Origin of the sequence: Yoonia tamlensis, assembly GCF_900115105.1 — a bacterium.
GTDB lineage: Bacteria > Pseudomonadota > Alphaproteobacteria > Rhodobacterales > Rhodobacteraceae > Yoonia > Yoonia tamlensis.
On the sequence record NZ_FOYP01000001.1, the window covers coordinates 930,119 to 946,353 of the forward strand.

General features: G+C 58.2%; 17 protein-coding genes. 12 read left to right on the forward strand and 5 right to left on the reverse strand.

The annotated features are described in order from the left end of the window. The first annotated feature begins 106 nt into the window (after positions 1 to 106). From xylB to BM320_RS04915, 8 genes are all read left to right on the forward strand, one after another. Complete coding sequence (gene xylB / locus BM320_RS04880) at positions 107 to 1,546, forward strand: xylulokinase (RefSeq protein WP_090197142.1); 1,440 nt, start codon at positions 107 to 109, stop codon at positions 1,544 to 1,546. Beyond that, positions 1,543 to 2,844, forward strand: coding sequence for a xylose isomerase (xylA, locus tag BM320_RS04885; RefSeq protein WP_090197144.1), 1,302 nt, complete (start codon positions 1,543 to 1,545; stop codon positions 2,842 to 2,844). Before xylB ends, xylA begins: the two co-directional genes overlap by 4 nt. Positions 2,845 to 2,920: 76 nt before the next feature. Then, positions 2,921 to 3,874, forward strand: coding sequence for a hypothetical protein (locus BM320_RS04890; protein ID WP_090197147.1), 954 nt, complete (start codon positions 2,921 to 2,923; stop codon positions 3,872 to 3,874). Further along, positions 3,871 to 5,088 (forward strand): SLC5/6 family protein, encoded by a 1,218-nt coding sequence (locus tag BM320_RS04895; protein WP_090197150.1) that lies wholly within the window; start codon positions 3,871 to 3,873, stop codon positions 5,086 to 5,088. The genes BM320_RS04890 and BM320_RS04895 overlap by 4 nt, the downstream gene beginning before the upstream one ends. Continuing rightward, complete coding sequence (locus BM320_RS04900) at positions 5,081 to 6,268, forward strand: glycerate kinase type-2 family protein (protein WP_090197152.1); 1,188 nt, start codon at positions 5,081 to 5,083, stop codon at positions 6,266 to 6,268. The genes BM320_RS04895 and BM320_RS04900 overlap by 8 nt, the downstream gene beginning before the upstream one ends. A 20-nt stretch (positions 6,269 to 6,288) precedes the next feature. Beyond that, entirely contained in the window at positions 6,289 to 7,197 is a 909-nt protein-coding gene (locus tag BM320_RS04905; protein WP_090197155.1) for an exonuclease/endonuclease/phosphatase family protein, read from the forward strand. A 93-nt stretch (positions 7,198 to 7,290) separates the two neighbouring features. Further along, entirely contained in the window at positions 7,291 to 8,286 is a 996-nt protein-coding gene (gene dusA, locus BM320_RS04910) for a tRNA dihydrouridine(20/20a) synthase DusA (RefSeq protein WP_090200369.1), read from the forward strand. 8 nt (positions 8,287 to 8,294) lie between these two features. Continuing rightward, complete coding sequence (locus BM320_RS04915; protein WP_090197157.1) at positions 8,295 to 9,113, forward strand: sulfite exporter TauE/SafE family protein; 819 nt, start codon at positions 8,295 to 8,297, stop codon at positions 9,111 to 9,113. Here the strand turns inward: BM320_RS04915 and BM320_RS04920 are convergent, their stop codons facing one another. Beyond that, positions 9,114 to 10,142: a hypothetical protein gene (locus BM320_RS04920; protein WP_090197159.1), complete on the reverse strand. Its 1,029-nt coding sequence runs from the start codon at positions 10,140 to 10,142 to the stop codon at positions 9,114 to 9,116. It abuts the gene before it with no gap. 55 nt (positions 10,143 to 10,197) lie between these two features. Then, the gene (locus BM320_RS04925) at positions 10,198 to 10,869 is read right to left on the reverse strand and encodes a helix-turn-helix transcriptional regulator (RefSeq protein ID WP_090197162.1); all 672 of its coding nucleotides are present in this window, start codon (positions 10,867 to 10,869) and stop codon (positions 10,198 to 10,200) included. Between the two features lie 244 nt (positions 10,870 to 11,113). Between BM320_RS04925 and BM320_RS04930 the strand changes: the two genes are divergently transcribed. The 4 genes from BM320_RS04930 to BM320_RS04945 are packed head-to-tail and all read left to right on the forward strand — an operon-like array spanning position 11,114 to position 13,471. Continuing rightward, on the forward strand, positions 11,114 to 11,326 hold the full coding sequence (locus BM320_RS04930) for a twin-arginine translocase TatA/TatE family subunit (protein WP_090197163.1): 213 nt from the start codon (positions 11,114 to 11,116) through the stop codon (positions 11,324 to 11,326). Between the two features lie 23 nt (positions 11,327 to 11,349). Continuing rightward, a complete protein-coding gene (tatB, locus tag BM320_RS04935) occupies positions 11,350 to 11,763 on the forward strand; it encodes a Sec-independent protein translocase protein TatB (protein ID WP_090197166.1) in 414 nt (137 codons plus the stop codon). Then, positions 11,760 to 12,632 (forward strand): twin-arginine translocase subunit TatC, encoded by an 873-nt coding sequence (gene tatC / locus BM320_RS04940; RefSeq protein ID WP_090197168.1) that lies wholly within the window; start codon positions 11,760 to 11,762, stop codon positions 12,630 to 12,632. The genes tatB and tatC overlap by 4 nt, the downstream gene beginning before the upstream one ends. Before the next feature lie 41 nt (positions 12,633 to 12,673). Then, positions 12,674 to 13,471 carry an ATP-binding protein gene (locus tag BM320_RS04945; RefSeq protein WP_090197171.1) on the forward strand — a complete coding sequence of 266 codons (798 nt, stop codon included), beginning with the start codon at positions 12,674 to 12,676 and terminating at the stop codon, positions 13,469 to 13,471. A gap of 36 nt (positions 13,472 to 13,507) precedes the next feature. Here BM320_RS04945 and BM320_RS04950 read toward each other — a convergent pair whose 3' ends face one another. From BM320_RS04950 to surE, 3 genes are all read right to left on the reverse strand, one after another. Next, positions 13,508 to 14,674 (reverse strand): M23 family metallopeptidase, encoded by a 1,167-nt coding sequence (locus BM320_RS04950; RefSeq protein ID WP_090197173.1) that lies wholly within the window; start codon positions 14,672 to 14,674, stop codon positions 13,508 to 13,510. A 64-nt stretch (positions 14,675 to 14,738) separates the two neighbouring features. Beyond that, positions 14,739 to 15,380, reverse strand: coding sequence for a protein-L-isoaspartate(D-aspartate) O-methyltransferase (locus BM320_RS04955; protein WP_090197177.1), 642 nt, complete (start codon positions 15,378 to 15,380; stop codon positions 14,739 to 14,741). Continuing rightward, positions 15,377 to 16,162 carry a 5'/3'-nucleotidase SurE gene (gene surE / locus BM320_RS04960; protein ID WP_090200370.1) on the reverse strand — a complete coding sequence of 262 codons (786 nt, stop codon included), beginning with the start codon at positions 16,160 to 16,162 and terminating at the stop codon, positions 15,377 to 15,379. Before surE ends, BM320_RS04955 begins: the two co-directional genes overlap by 4 nt. Between the last annotated feature and the right edge of the window lie 73 nt (positions 16,163 to 16,235).

Consider the following 16,235-nt stretch of genomic DNA (forward strand, 5'->3'; position numbering starts at 1 on the left):
TGAAATTTTGGCATTTTTAATTCGGTTAATGAATTTAATTTGACGAATCGGCGCGCAATGTTCAGAACTTGGGGCCAAGAGGACAGCAAACATCGGGGGGATGCGCATGTATATCGGGCTTGATTTGGGGACGTCCGGGCTAAAGGCCGTTCTGATCGACGATGCGCAATCCATTCTGGCAGAAGCCACAGCCCCTCTTGAGGCGGTGCGCCCCGAACCTGGGTGGTCAGAGCAGGCACCTGCGACATGGTTAGACGCTGCGGATGCGGCGATCCGCGCTTTGGCGGGACAAAAATCGCTGGAATCGGTGCGCGCCATTGGCTTGTCTGGTCAAATGCACGGGGCGACACTGCTTGATGCCGATGACGAGGTTTTGCGCCCTTGTATATTGTGGAATGACACGCGCGCGGCCGTCGAGGCGGCTGAATTGGACGCTGACCCGCAGTTTCGCGCACTGACAGGAAATATTGTATTTCCTGGCTTTACCGCGCCGAAACTAGTCTGGGTTGCCCGCAACGAGCCCGAGATTTTCGCCCGCGTCAAACGGGTGCTTTTGCCAAAAGATTATTTGCGGCTTTGGCTGACGGGCGAAGCGGTTGCCGAAATGTCCGACGCCGCTGGCACAAGCTGGTTTGATGTGGCCAAACGCGATTGGTCGGATGCATTGCTGGCAGCAACAGGATTATCCCGCGATTACATGCCGCGCCTTGTCGAAGGCTCCGAAGTGTCCGGCACATTGCGCGCAGAACTGGCCAGCCGCTGGGGACTGCCCAAGGGTGTCGTTGTCGCAGGCGGTGGCGGCGATAATGCGGCCAGTGCCGTGGGCGTTGGCATCGTGAATGCGGGGGATGCGTTTGTATCACTTGGAACCTCGGGCGTATTATTTGCGGCCTCTGATGCTTACCAGCCCGATGCCGCAAGCGCCGTGCATACGTTTTGTCACGCCTTGCCTGACACTTGGCACCAGATGGGGGTGATCTTAGCGGCCGCTGATGCACTGAACTGGTACGCCAATTCTGTTAAAACGCCGGCGGCGAAACTGACCGCTTCTTTGGGGGCTTTGCAGGCGCCAGCCCGTCCGCTTTTCCTGCCTTATCTAGGGGGTGAACGTACCCCCCACAATAACGCGGCCATTCGCGGCAGTTTCTTGCACCTTGACCACGCAACCGACCAACAAGCGATGACCCGCGCCGTTCTCGAAGGCGTAACCCACGCATTCCGCGACAATTTTGACGCGCTGACATCGACCGGCACGCAGATCAAACGGTTGATTGCAGTCGGCGGTGGATCGAAATCCGACTATTGGGTGCAGGCGATTGCGACATCGCTGGGCCTGCCTGTTGAACTGCCTGTCGCGGGTGATTTTGGTGGGGCCTTTGGTGCGGCGCGCCTTGGGCTGATGGCCGCAACAGGGGCGGGCGTTGAGATCGCGACCACCCCGAAGATCGACCGCATTATTGAACCTAATCTTGGGCTGGCAGACAGCTTTGCCGAGGCCCACGCACGTTACCGCGCCAGCTATGACGCATTGAAAGGACTGACATGACCGACTTTTTCCGCAATATCCCCGCCATCAAATTCGAGGGGCCCAACACCGACAATGATTTTGCATTCCGGCATTACAATCCGGACGAAGTCATTATGGGCAAACCGATGAAAGACCATCTGCGGTTCGCCGCCGCCTATTGGCATTCATTTGCATGGCCGGGCGGTGACCCGTTTGGCGGGCAGACATTTGATCGCCCATGGTTTGGTGACACGATGGAAGCGGCCAAGCTCAAGGCTGATGTCGCGTTCGAGATGTTCCAGATTTTGAACGTGCCCTATTTCTGTTTCCACGACGCCGACGTGCGCCCCGAAGGCAATAGCTTTGCCGAGAACACGAAGAACCTCGAAGAAATCGTTGATTACTTTGCACAAAAGATGGACGAGACTGGGATAAAATTGCTGTGGGGAACGGCGAACCTGTTTTCGCACCGCCGCTTTATGTCGGGTGCCGCAACCAACCCTGATCCGGAAGTGTTTGCGTTTTCTGCCGCCACGATCAAAACCTGCATGGACGCGACCATGAAACTGGGCGGCGAAAACTATGTTCTTTGGGGTGGCCGCGAAGGGTACGAGACGCTGCTGAACACCGACATGGGCCGCGAACGCCAGCAGGCGGGCCGCATGTTGCAAATGGTTGTCGATTATAAGCATAAGATGGGGTTCAAAGGCGCAATCCTGATCGAGCCAAAGCCACAAGAGCCAACAAAGCACCAGTATGACTATGATGTTGCGACTGTTTACGGGTTCCTTAAGGATTTTGGCCTAGAGGGCGAAGTGAAGATGAATATCGAGCAGGGTCACGCGATTCTGGCAGGGCATTCGTTTGAACATGAACTGGCGGTTGCGCGTGAATTGGGTATTTTCGGTTCCATTGATATGAACCGAAATGATTACCAATCCGGCTGGGACACTGACCAGTTCCCCAACAATGTGCCTGAAATGGCGCTGGCCTATTACGAGGTGCTGCGCGCAGGTGGCTTTACCACTGGCGGCACCAACTTTGACGCCAAACTGCGCCGTCAGTCACTGGATGCCGAAGATCTGATCCTTGCGCATGTTGGCGGGATGGATGCTTGCGCGGCTGGCCTAAAAGCGGCGGCAGCGATGCTGGAAGATGGCAAGTTGGAAGCGGCGCGCGATGCGCGCTACGCGGGCTGGGACACGGATGCGGGCAAGGGCCTGTTGAACAGTGATCTGGATAGCATTACCGCGTCCGTTCAGGCCAATAACATCAACCCCGAACCTATCTCGGGCCGTCAGGAACGGCTTGAAAACCTTGTGAACCGCTACCTTTAAGCGGTGTCAAAAAACGGCGCTTGCCCCTTTGGGGCAGGCTGCCTAACCTGTGGCGCAAAACCACAGGTTTCCTTTCGTGATCAGCACCCTTTTCAAGACAATTGGCCGGCCGTATCTGGATGTGACCCTGAGGTCGGGGCCGGATATGCGCGTGCGGATCATTGAACGGCCCGGTCGCTGGATGGATGACGCGCAGCTTGCGGCGTTGTCAGCGGATTTGCGCCACATTGCCGCGCGCACGTTAGACGCGGGCAGCCTGACATATGGCGTTTTTGCGGGCGATGCCGAGCGGATGAAACAGGTGGTGATCACCCTTGTCAGCCGCGCCGACGGCACCCCTATCGCGTTCAACGCGCTGGCGATCATGACGCTTGCGACAAAACCCGCCCCGACCGAAGTATTGCACCTTGGGCTTGTCATGGTTGACCCCATTGAGCGGTCAAAAAATCTGTCTTGGGTGCTGTATGGGCTGACCTGTTTTCTGATCTTTTTCCGGCGGCAGTTTCGGCCAATCTGGATTTCAAACGTGACCCAAGTGCCTGCCGTTGTGGGCATGGTCGCGCAGATGTTTTCCAACGTCTGGCCGCAACCGGATGGGGGGCGGCGGACGCTGAACCATCTGTTGTTTGCGCGCCAGATCATGGCGCGCCATCGTGACGTGTTCGGGGTCGGGCCAGATGCTGGTTTTGACGAAGAAAGATTTGTGATTACAGGTGCTTATACGGGCGGTTCCGATGATCTGAAAAAAACATGGGATGCAGCCCCCAAGCATCGCGATGCGCGGTTCAACGACTTTTGCGCCGCCACATTGGATTACGAACGCGGCGATGATGTGATCCAGCTGGGGCAGATGGATCTGGCCGCGATGCGCAAATATTTGCGCCGTGAAGTTCCGAAATCGGCGGTCTTTGCACTGCTTTTGACAGGTGGGTTGGTGGCGCTGCGGCGGATCATTCTGCCCGCTGTTCATTGGGCGGATAGCGGCAGACAGTGGAAAACCTTGCGCCCCTATAAGGGGGCGGGTCAATGACCCAATCCGCCACAGATCTGACGCAGCTTTGCATGTCACTGGCCGCGATCTTGGGGCTTGTGACCTTGCAGATGGTCCTGCTGCGCCGCGATCGGCATGACCCGATCAACCGGCGGTTTTTGTTTTGCCTGCGCATCACGATGCTCTTGTTTATCGGGCGGGTGGCTGTGGCCGTGACAGGCGTGCAGGGCTTTCGGGTGCTTGTGCTTTTGGGGGCGGCGTTTATCCCGCTCGCGGCCTTGCTATTGACCGAAGGGCTGCTGCGCCGCCACGCGCCCCCCATCGCCAAAACGATTGTCGGTGCGGGCACCGCCATCTTTGTTGTTAGTGCATTCTGGTACGGCAGCGGGATTGATCCGCTGCGGCTTTACCTGCTGTTGGGGTTTCAGCTTTGCGGGTTCTTTATCGCGGGTTGGTTGATTATGCGGCGCGACCGCGCCAGCCTGTCGGCCAGTGAAAACACAACCGCCACGCGGATAGCACTGTCGCTTTTGCTGTTTATCCCCTTGGCCACAAGCGATTTTTTGATGGGTGTGCTGGGCCTGCCGATCCAGTTTTCGGCGCTTGGTGTGCTGATCATGTGCTGGCTTGCGATCGGGCTGGGCCGGTCACAAATCGGGCACCGTGTGGTGATTGTGAATTTTGTGGTCATGGTGCTGGCTGCCGGTCTTGTTGCCGCATTGGTCGGCGCAATTGCGCAGCTTGACCGCGACGGGGTGTTGCTGTGCGGGGCCGTGATGATGACGGCGCTGTTGCTCGTGGCGATCCTGAACGACGCGCGCAGCCTGCGCTCCGAAGAGCAATCTTTGGGCTTGCTGCAGTATCTGGCCAAATCGCAAACCAATGATCCGATTGCGTTTTTGCGTGACCTGCGCCTGCATCCGCTTGTGGAGGGGGCGGCGATGATCAGCCGCAAAAGCCTTGCGCAATTGCAGGACGCCACGCTGGACCAGATATTCGCGGCGGCACCGGTACTGCGCCGCGCCGATCCGCCCGCTCTTGGGGCCTTGGCGGATGATCATATTGCACATCTATTTGACAGCTATAGCGCCACGCATGTGATTATGGTCGCAAAATCGCCGCGCGTGTTGATTGCGCTTGCGATGCCATCGCTGCATGCCTCACCTTTGGCGGAAACGGAACTGCAGGTCGTGCAGCGAATGGCCGCGCTGATGGCCGAACAGACAGACCAAAGGGGCAGGGACCATGAATGAAACACGCGCACAGGCGCAGGGCATTTTTCAAGCAGGCGTTGCCGCCGCTGACCCCTATGCGGCCGTTGCAGGCGCGCTGGACGGCATCACGCACCCCGCGCTGATCATCGCGGTGGGTAAGGCTGCACGCAAAATGGCCAAGGCGGCATTGGACCGCTTTGCGGATGTGCCATGCATGGTCGTGACCAACTATGAAAACGCGGGCGAATTGCGGGGCGCGCAGGTTTTTCCCGCGGGTCATCCCGTGCCCGATCAAAACGGCGCAGATGCGGCACAGGCAGTGATTACAGCGCTTCATGCATCGGACGGTCCGGTGCTTGCGCTGATATCAGGTGGCGGCTCCGCGCTGTTGCCTGCACCTGCGGCTGGGGTTTCCTTGGCGGAAAAGGCACAGGTCAATGCGGCACTGCTGGGTGCGGGGCTTGATATTACGGCGATGAATTTGGTGCGCCAGCAGTTGTCAGACTTGAAAGGCGGCGGTTTTTTGCGCCATGCAAGCCCGCAAAATGTAACCGCGCTGATCCTGTCGGATGTGATTGGCGATGATCTGGCGGCCATTGCCAGCGGCCCCACGGTCGGCCCGATTGGCACCGCAGCACAAGCCGTTGCAACGCTGAAATCCGCAAATATCTGGGATGCGATGCCGCAAAGCGTGCGCGCGCATCTGTTGCGCGACGGCGCGCCGGACAGCCTGCCAGAGGCGCGTAATATCCTTGTCGGTTCAAACGCGCAGAGCGTGGCCGCAATGGCGCTCGCCGCGCCTGGCGCCCATGTGATCGCCACACCAGTTGAAGGCGATGTCGCGGACGCGGCGCAGCTGATCTGCGACAATGTCAAAAAAGGCGTCACCGTCTGGGGCGGCGAGACAACCGTGGTGATCAAAGGCACAGGATCCGGCGGGCGCAATCAAGAACTGGCGCTGCGTATCGCGCAAGAGGCGGCCAAGCGTGGCTGGAAAGATTTCACATGCCTGCAAGGCGGCAGCGACGGGCGCGACGGGCCGACAGATGCCGCGGGCGGCATCGTAGATCAGGATACATTGGCGAAAATCGACGGGCTGTCACAGCTTCTTGATAATAACGACAGCTATGCCGCCCTTGCGCAGGCGGGTGATTTGCTGCTGACTGAGGCCACGGGCACCAATGTCGCCGATCTCGGGGTGATGATCTGGCGCGATTGACGCGCAACAAAGGATGCAATGTGAAACGGGTTTTTGGGATATGCGCGACCGTTCTTTTGCTGCTGGCGACAACAGCTTGCGTGCAAATTCTGCGCAACTCCGGCGAGGAAACGGCGGCACGCGGCCCCGCAGATAGTCTGCGATTTGCCACGTTGAATGTGCATTATATTATCCTTGGCCGTGAAACAGGTGCCTGGTCGGTCGGCGATTGGGAACGGCGCAAAGCCCCGCTTGATGCCGCGTTCAAGGATGTCGCGGCGGATGTGTTTGCGTTTCAAGAAATGGAAAGCTTTGCGCGGGGCAGTGACGGCGACACCAATCTTGCGCGCGATTGGCTGCTGGACCAGAACCCTGCATACCGCGCCGCTGCGGTCGGCGACTGGCGCGCATTTCCGTCGACGCAGCCGATCTTTTTCCGCGCGGACCGGCTGGCGGTTGTGGATCAAGGCTGGTTCTTTTTCTCGGACACGCCGGATGTGATCTATTCGCGCACGTTTAACGGATCATGGCCCGCTTTTGCGTCATGGGCACAGTTTGAAACCCGTGACGGGCAGCGGTTTCGTGTGATCAACGTGCATTTCGAATATAAAAGTCGCAGCAACCGGATACTGTCGGCAGAACTGGTCGTAGACCGGATGGCGCCGTGGATTGAAGCGGGCGAAAATATAGTGCTGATCGGTGATATCAATGCCCGTCACGGCGCACGCACCCAAGACATATTGGCAGCCGCTGGGTTGCAGTTTGCACCGGTTGCGGGCGCGACATACCACTTTAACCGCGGATTAAACCTGTTTGGGGCGATTGATCACATCGGGGTCACGCAAAACATGAATATCGTCGGTCATCCTGTTGTTTTACGAAATAAATACTTGAATGAATGGCCCTCTGATCACTATCCGGTTTACGCGGATTTCAGGTTTGCAGAATGACAAATTGACTGCGCGTCTGGCGTTGATCCGAACAAATTGATAAGAGCACGACACCTTTCAATGATCGCGGTGTGAATGAACATGGGTAACAAAATGACAGCGGCAAATTTGCGCCGTGCAGGTCGCCTTTCTGTCGCGCCGATGATGGACTGGACGGATCGGCATTGCCGCTATTTGCACAGGCTGATGTCGCGCCATGCCCTGCTTTATACGGAAATGGTAACGGCCCCTGCGGTGATCCACGGGGATCGCGACCGGCTGTTGGGCTTTGATCCGGCCGAGCATCCGGTCGCGTTGCAATTGGGCGGGTCGGACCCTGCCCAATTGGCCGAGGCCGCGCGGATCGCGGCGGATTACGGTTATGACGAGATTAACCTAAACTGTGGCTGCCCGTCAGACCGCGTGCAATCGGGACGTTTTGGCGCTGTTTTGATGGAAGATCCGGCGCTAGTGGCTGACTGCTGCGCTGCGATGATGCGGGCGGTCGACGTGCCCGTTACGGTAAAATGCCGGATCGGCGTCGATGATCAAGAGCCGGCAATGATCCTGCCCGATTTTCTGGCGCGGGTTTCGGCGGCAGGTGTCGACCATTTCATCATTCATGCGCGCAAAGCATGGCTGCAAGGGCTGAGCCCCAAAGAAAACCGCGATATTCCGCCGCTGGATTATGATCTTGTTGTGGAAATGAAGGGCATGTTTCCAGGGCTGAATTTGGCAATCAACGGCGGCATTGCAACCTTGGATGACGCGCAGGCGCTGCTGGATAGGGGGCTAGACGGGGCGATGATCGGGCGCGCCGCCTATCACACGCCTAGTGATATCCTGCTGGACGCGGATGCGCGGATTTTTGGGTCAGGCATGGCCCGCAATCCCTCAGAGATCGTGCATCTGATGCTCCCCTATATTGAAGCGCATCTGGTCAACGGTGGTCGCTTGGGACAGGTAACGCGGCACATGCTGGGCCTGTTTCAGGGACGCCCCGGCGCGCGCGGCTGGCGAAGGCATCTGTCAGAAAACGTTCATGAAAACGGGGCAGGGCCGCAGGTTGTACTTGACGCGCTTGCCCATGTGACCGCGCAGGCGGCTTAGGAAATCCCATGCATGATATGACACTTTTGCTAAGCCTTGGCGCGCTTTTGCTTGTGGTTGGTGCCTTTGCCGGTGTTCTGGCAGGACTATTGGGCGTTGGCGGCGGGATTATTCTGGTGCCGGCGTTCTATTATGTCTTTGGTGTGATGGGTTATGACAGCCCGCAGTTGATGCAGCTTTGCCTTGGCACGTCGCTGGCGACGATCATTGTCACCTCTGTCCGGTCGGTTATGTCGCACAACAAGAAGGGCGCGGTCGATTGGGAAATTCTTAAGACATGGGCGCCTGGCATCGTTGTCGGGGCCTTGATTGGCGTGACGGTTGCGGCGTCGCTGCGATCAACCGCGTTGCAAGGCATCTTTGGCGTTCTGGCGATTATTGTCGGGCTTTACATGACCTTTGGGCAAAGCCATTGGCGGCTTGGCCCGCAGATGCCGACAGGCGCCAAGCGCGCGGGTCTTTCCCCTGTACTGGGTTTTTTGTCGGTGTTGATGGGCATTGGTGGCGGATCATTCGGGGTGCCGGTGATGTCGCTGTTCGGGGTACAAATCCATCGGGCGGTGGCAACCGCGGCGGGCTTTGGCGTTTTGATAGCTGTGCCTTCCGTTGCGGGGTTTTTGCTGGTTGATCAACAGGTTGCGCCACCGTTTACAATCGGGGCCGTCAATTTTGTGGCGTTTTTCCTGATCATCGCGATGACATTGATCACGGCCCCATGGGGGGCAGCGCTGGCGCATCGGCTTGATCCGAAACCGCTCAAGCGGACATTCGGCATTTTTCTGACATTGGTTGCGCTGAACATGTTGCGCAAGGCGCTTGGCTGGTAGCTACCAGATCGTCAATAACCGCTGTGCCAGACGTGGCATGCGCGCCCGCGCCCGTGCTTTTTCATAAAGCGCATCTTTGCGGTCGCGATCATAGGCGCAGATTTGCGCCGCATCGGTAAAGTGGATGACGCTAAGATCGACATCATCGCCATCGACATCCAGATAGCCGTGTTCGGGGAATACTATCCCGTATTGCTGATGCAACCACGCAAGATCAGGCGCCGCCCAATTGCGCAACGAACGCGCCGCATGCGGATGCAAGACCACGGGTGTCGCACCTGCAAGCCGCGCATCCAGATGGATAATCTGCCTGACCAGAACATCCGGATCAATCGTATCGTCCAGCCGACCATGCTGGCGGTCAACTAGCAGGGCGATTGCCTCTGCGGACAATGGGTGGCGGGCAGAGCTGCGCGGCCGCAGCAAGCGCTGCTTGTCAAATCGCGGCAGGTGATGTGCAAAGAAGTCGTCAACAATGCTGTTTTGGGTCAGTACGGTTTCGGAAAATACCGCGAGCGAGATCGCCCCGCTCCAGCCTTGCGAAAGCGGGGCAATACGTTCCTTGATCCGCGTGCGCGAGGGGGCGATCATATCGCGGTTGTGCGACAAGCGGTGTTGCAACAACTGCACGAAATAGGCGTCTGGCGCGCGCAAATAGGCGACGATTTTTTTGTTGCCCGCGATAAAGCTGGTCATGGCATCAAAATGCGCCACGGTCTGCGGGGTTAGCTGTTTGAAATAATGGCGGTTGCTGACAACAACTGTTTGGCAAGGTAGGGCGTTTAGGCGCGATGCGATCCGGTCCCAATGGTCGGGCTTGGGCAGGCTTTGGGGGGCGCTTGTATCGCTGGGCGCAACCATTTTGGTTTCATAGCCAAGCATGAATTTTTCGCGGTTTTCGGATGCAAATTTTGGGAAATAGATGTCGCTATCGCTCAGAACCTTGCGTGATGCGATCAATGTGTCTTGCAATAAAACAGCGTCGGTGTACCTGTGCCCGATGTGGATCAAGAGTTCATCCGCTGTCATTTGAAACGCCAAAAAGATATTTCGTTAAGGACTCGTAGTGTGGCGCAAGCCTGCGCTAACTACCAGCGTTAACGCGCCGTGCGTTAAAATCGGCAAGTGATTTTCCGTGTTCATCGACAAAGAGACTGGGCAAAATGCGCAGCTCTGTGATTTGATCAACACGTAATTCGCTAAAGTTTTTTGCCTTTTCGCACCACACGATGCAGGTCCAAAGACGCCCCCAATAGTCAAGCTGCAACGGGCGGACCGTGCGTTCGATCCGGGCGATGGTGATCGACAGTTTCTGTCGGGCCCTGATCGCTTGCCTTATGGTTGGCAGGTGCTGGAACCCGCGCGCCGCATCGGCAAAAGGATAGATCGCAAACCCGTATCCCGTTGGCGCCCGCGACCTGTCTTCGGGCATGACCGCGTCAATCTTGGCCAAAAGTGCGCGCGCCGCCACAGAAAGCTGCGTATCTTCGGATTGCCCGACAGCGCTCAACCCCAGATGCAGGGCTTCGACTTCGGTCATAGTCAGGTTCAGGGGCGGCAAGGTTATGGCGGCGGTGACGCGGTATCCGACCCCGCGCTCGCCTTCGATGGGAACACCGGAGGCGGCCAATGTCTCCATGTCGCGGTAGATCGTGCGCAACGAGACGCCGACAGTGGCAGAAAGATGCGCCGCCTTATGCAGGTTGCCATCGCGCAGGATCTGGACCAGCTGCATCAATCGGTCGGCACGTTTCATATGATCCCTTACCTGCGTTGCGCAACGGCGGCACAACCCTTGGCCGCGTCGATTCGTACGCTATTGTGCCAATTTTCTGGCAACTGACAACTATATGTCACAAAATCGCTTTGCCCCTTGCAAAAAAGGGTGTTGATCGGGGCAAAATTGGTGAATCCGGCTTCCCTTGCCGCAAAATGAGGCCTATGCGTAGACCATAGAATGCAAGGCGCCCTTCATTTGTGGCGCATAAGAGGAGACTACCATGCTTAACAATATCGGCCTTCCGGGCCTTCTGCTGATCGCTGTCGTTGTTCTGGTTCTGTTTGGCCGCGGCAAGATTTCCAGCCTGATGGGCGAAGTGGGCAAGGGCATCACAGCGTTCAAAAAAGGCGTCGATGACGGCAAGAAAGAAATCGAAGACAGCGTCGAAGCTGCACGCGATGTGACACCGGCTGACGAAAAAGACAAAGCCTGATTATCCAATAAGGAAGCGCTTTTATGTTTGGTTTAGGCTGGAGCGAAATGGTGCTTGTCGGCATCGTGGCCCTGATAGTGATCGGGCCAAAGGATTTGCCGGGCATGTTCCGCACTTTGGGGCAGTTCACGGGTAAGGCCCGCGGCATGGCACGCGAATTTTCGCGCGCCATGGAGGCCGCCGCCGACGAGGCGGGCGTGAACGAGATCCAGAAGACTGTGCGCGCAGCAGCCAATCCGCAAAAGTTTGGCGTGGATAAGATCAAGGAAGCGACCGGCATGACGCAGGCCCCCGAGAAGCCCGCGCTGTCGCCTGAACGTCAGGCCATGAAAGAAAAGATGAGCGAAGCAATGGGCAAAGCCGCCACCGAACGCCAAACCCGCGAGGCCGAGGCCGCAGCCCAAGCCGCCCAAACGCCCGAAAGCGAAAGCAAATGAGCGCCTCAGACGATATCGAAAGCAGTGCAGCGCCGCTGATCGAACATCTTGCCGAATTGCGGTCGCGGATGATCAAATCTCTGCTCGCGTTTATCGTGGGGATGGTGATCTGTTTTACGATCTGGAATCCGGTCTTCAACTTTTTGACCCATCCCTTGTGCGATGCGTTGACTTCGCGCGGACAGGGGTGTGATCTGCAATTCATCGCGCTCGAAGAAGGTTTCTTTGTCGCGATCTCGATCTCGCTTCTGGGTGGTTTGATGCTGTCTTTCCCTGTGATCAGCTATCAAATGTGGCGCTTTGTGGCGCCGGGGCTGTACAAAAGCGAGCAGGGCGCGTTTTTGCCATTCCTGATTGCGTCGCCTTTTATGTTCTTTTTGGGCGCGGCCTTTGCCTATTACGTCATCACACCGCTGGCCTTCGGGTTTTTCCTTGGGTTCCAACAACCTGGCGTATTGGAAGCGGGCGCAGAGAGCGCCACGCAAGCCGCCGGTATCCTGTTTCAGGGGTCGGCCAAAGCCTATTTGAACCTGACCATAAAATTCATCGTGGCCTTTGGTCTGTGCTTCCAATTGCCTGTGCTGCTTACGCTTATGGGTAAGGCAGGTTTGGTGTCTGCGCGCGGTCTGCGCGGCACCCGCAAATACGCGATGGTCGGAATTTTGATTGTGGCCGCGCTTGCCACCCCACCCGATGTGATCAGCCAGGTGATCTTGTTCGTGGTGGTTTACGGGCTTTACGAAGTGTCCATTCAACTGGTCGCCCGCGTGGAACGCAAACGCGAGGCCAAGCTGCGCGCCGAGGGGCTTTGGGATGATGATATCCACGGTCAGGGTGGATTTGCGGATGATGACGGGGACAAGGCGTGAGTAAGAAAGCACTGCGCCGCATAGCGGATGCGTTAGAGCGTATGTCGCCGCCACCTGCGGCAGCGCCCGATTTCACGCAGGCCGCCGCCTTTGTCTGGCACCCCGATCCGGACCGGTTGGTGCCCGTGCCGCAGGTGAACCGTATGCCGGTTGAATTGTTGATCGGGGTAAACCGCGCGCGCGATACGCTGATGGCCAACACGGCGCAATTTGCGGCCGGTATGCCCGCAAATAACGCCCTGCTTTGGGGTGCGCGCGGAATGGGAAAATCAAGCCTTGTAAAGGCCGTACACGGCGCACTGCAGGCAGATTATCCGCAGCTGAAAGTCGTCGAAGTCCAACGCGAAGACCTGCCCAGTATTGGCCGCTGCCTGAACATGCTGCGCGGTGCCTCTGAACGGTTTATCATGTTTTGCGATGATCTGTCCTTTGGTCATGATGACGCGCATTACAAATCGCTCAAGGCGGTTCTGGACGGCGGAATAGAAGGGCGGCCTGAAAACGTGGTGCTATACGCGACGTCAAACCGCCGCCACCTGATGCCCCGCGACATGATCGAAAACGAACGCTCAAGCGCGATTTCGCCCTCGGAAGCAGTCGAGGAGAAAGTATCGCTATCGGATCGTTTCGGGCTGTGGCTCGGGTTTCATCCTTGTGATCAGGATGACTATCTGGCGATGATCCGCGGCTATTGCGATGCCTATGGTGTTGATATCGACGCGGATACGCTGCGCGCAGAGGCGATTGAATGGCAAGCCACACGTGGCAGCCGGTCAGGCCGGGTGGCGTGGCAGTATTTTACAGATCTGGCAGGGCGGCGTGGTGTAAGGTTGTCGTAAGGTGGATCTTGATCCACCCTACGTTTCTTTGCCGCGTTACGGCAGATAGCTTGCTGGATCGACGCTTTGCAATCCGCGTCGCACTTCAAAGTGCAAGAAGCTCGGATCGCCTGCGCGGACCTTCCCGATTGTCTGGCCACGGCTGACGTTATCGCCTTTTTCAATCGTCAGGCTGTCGAGATGGGTGTAAAGCGTCAGCAACCCGTCGCTGTGTTTGATCACAACCACCGATCCGCCGCTGGTATCGGCTGTTACCGCCGCGACATTGCCCGCATCTGCGGCCTTTACATCGGTGCCGGCAGGCGCGCCGATGTCGATCCCCTCGTTCCGGCCAGCCGCATATTCACGGATGATTGTGCCGGGGACCGGCTGCACCATGCGTGCGTCTGATGCCGCAGGGGCAGGGGCTGGCGTGCCAAGATCAGGCGCTGCCGGCTGTGCCACTGGCGCGGTTGGGGTTGCGTCGGGCAGTGGGGTTGCAGCGCTTGGCGGGACAGGGGTCTGCGTGCCTTCACCCGGCGCCGAAACGGGCGCCACAGGGCGGCTGCCGCCTTGGGGCACCAGCAGGAATTGCCCTTGGCGAATGGTAAACGCGCTGTCCAGCCCGTTCCATTCCGCAATTGCCGTCACCGGCACGTTATAAAGCCGCGAGATCGAATAAGCGGTTTCACCGCGCACAACCTGATGGCGGATCGGTTCTGCACCCGCAGTGGCCGCTGGGGCAGGTGTCGCCGCAGGGGCAGGGTCAAGCGGTGTTGTTGTCACCCCGCCCGATGCTTCGGCGCGGTCAAGCGCGGTGGTTGCCACCGCGGCCACGTCAAACCCTTGCGCGCTTGCGCCCCCGATTTGCTGCGTCGGCTCTGCCACACGCCCCGGCAGGGCGACGATCTCGTCACGCCGCAAGATCACATCGGGTTCTAGCCCGTTATAGGCGGCCAGCTCATTTGCATCGAGCCCGAGCCGGATCGCGATGCCGCGAATGGTGTCATCCTGGCGCGCAACCGCAACCTGATAGGTCGGATAGGAAATCACGCCACGATCATCCGGACGGGGCCGGTTTGGCAGGTTGATTACCGAATTAGAGGTGTCAAACCCGTTGCCGATATCCCTGACATCCGGATCAAACCCTTCGCATGCCGTTAATGCCGCCACTGCGGCGCCGGTCATCAAAAATCGTTTTACTGTGCGTTGCCCATAGGTCATCCGTACCGCTCCTTTTGCCAAGCCGCCCCTTATAGCCGGGGTCGTGCCTTAATTTAGTCTATGTTTACTCTTGTCCGAGCCCTTCAAGCAAGGGCACAAACCGGACAGCGCGCAATTCGTCGTATTCATAGCCCGTTTCATGCCGCGTCACGCGGATCAGGCTTTGCACGGTATCGGACTGCCCGACGGGCAAAACCATGATCCCGCCCACGCGCAACTGCGCGAGCAGCGGGCCGGGGGGGTCTTCGGCGGCGGCGGTCAACAGAATGCGGTCAAACGGGGCCTGTTCGGGCAAACCAAAGCTGCCATCGGCGGTGAATGTCGTGATATTGCTGATGCCCTGTTCATCAAACGTGGCGCGCGCCGCATGCACGAGGCTGCGAAACCGTTCCACCGTATAGACCCTGCGCGCCAGTTTTGACAGGATCGCGGCCTGATAGCCCGACCCTGTGCCGATTTCCAACACCTTGTCGCGCGGCCCGACCTTCAGCGCCTGCGTCATCAGCCCGACCACCGAAGGCTGGCTGATTGTCTGGCCACTCGCAATTGGCAGCGGCATATCCTCATAGGCGCGATCCGCAAAGATGCCCTTGACATAAGCGGCGCGGTCGACCTGTTCCATTGCCGTCAAAACGCGCGCATCCGTGACGCCTTTGCTACGCAGCGTATAGACAAATTGCATCTTTGTGGGGGCGTCAAAGGTCACGTGAACACTTCCTCGAGCGTGGCGACCATATCGTAATCTGTCAGATCCGCGCGCATCGGCGTGACTGAAATATAGCCGTCTAGGTTCGCGGCTGCATCCGTTCCAGGTGCGGTGGGTGTGTGTTGCGGCCCGCCGCGCACCCACAGGAATTTGCGCCCCGTGGGGGATGTCTGCGCCTCGGCGGTGAAATGCGTGTCCTTGCGAAACCCTTGTGACGCGGCTTTCACGCCTTTGACATCCGCTGCCGCAACGGGCGGGAAATTCACGTTGTAAAAAAGCCGGTAATTTTCTTGATCCCAAAGCGAGGGATTAAGCAAGATATTGATCACGCTGGCACCATGTTTTGCGGCCGCTTCAAACGGGTCCGGCAATTGCGCGTTACCAACGCCAAAATATTGCGACAGCGCAATCGCGGGGATGCCTTGCAGTGCCGCTTCCATCGCGGCACCGATTGTGCCGGAATAAAGCGTATTTTCAGCGGCATTATTGCCACGGTTGACGCCCGAGAGCACCAGATCAGGCCGCGCGTCTTTCATCACGTCATACAGCCCCGCGATCACGCAATCGGCGGGCGACCCTTCGGCGGCAAAGCGGCGCGGTTCAAGCTGGGCGATCATGGTGGGGTGGGTGTAGCTGATGCAATGGCCCACGCCGGATTGTTCAAAGGCGGGGGCAACCGTCCAGACTTCACCGCTTGGGCCGGCAATATCCTGCGCAATCTTGGTCAAGACCTGCAATCCCGGCGCGTTGATCCCGTCATCATTGGTAATAAGAATGCGCATGCCGCTGCCCTTCGTGTCATAACACGTTCCTAGGCCAGCATGCATGGGTCGGCAAGCGGTGCGATGCCAGCTG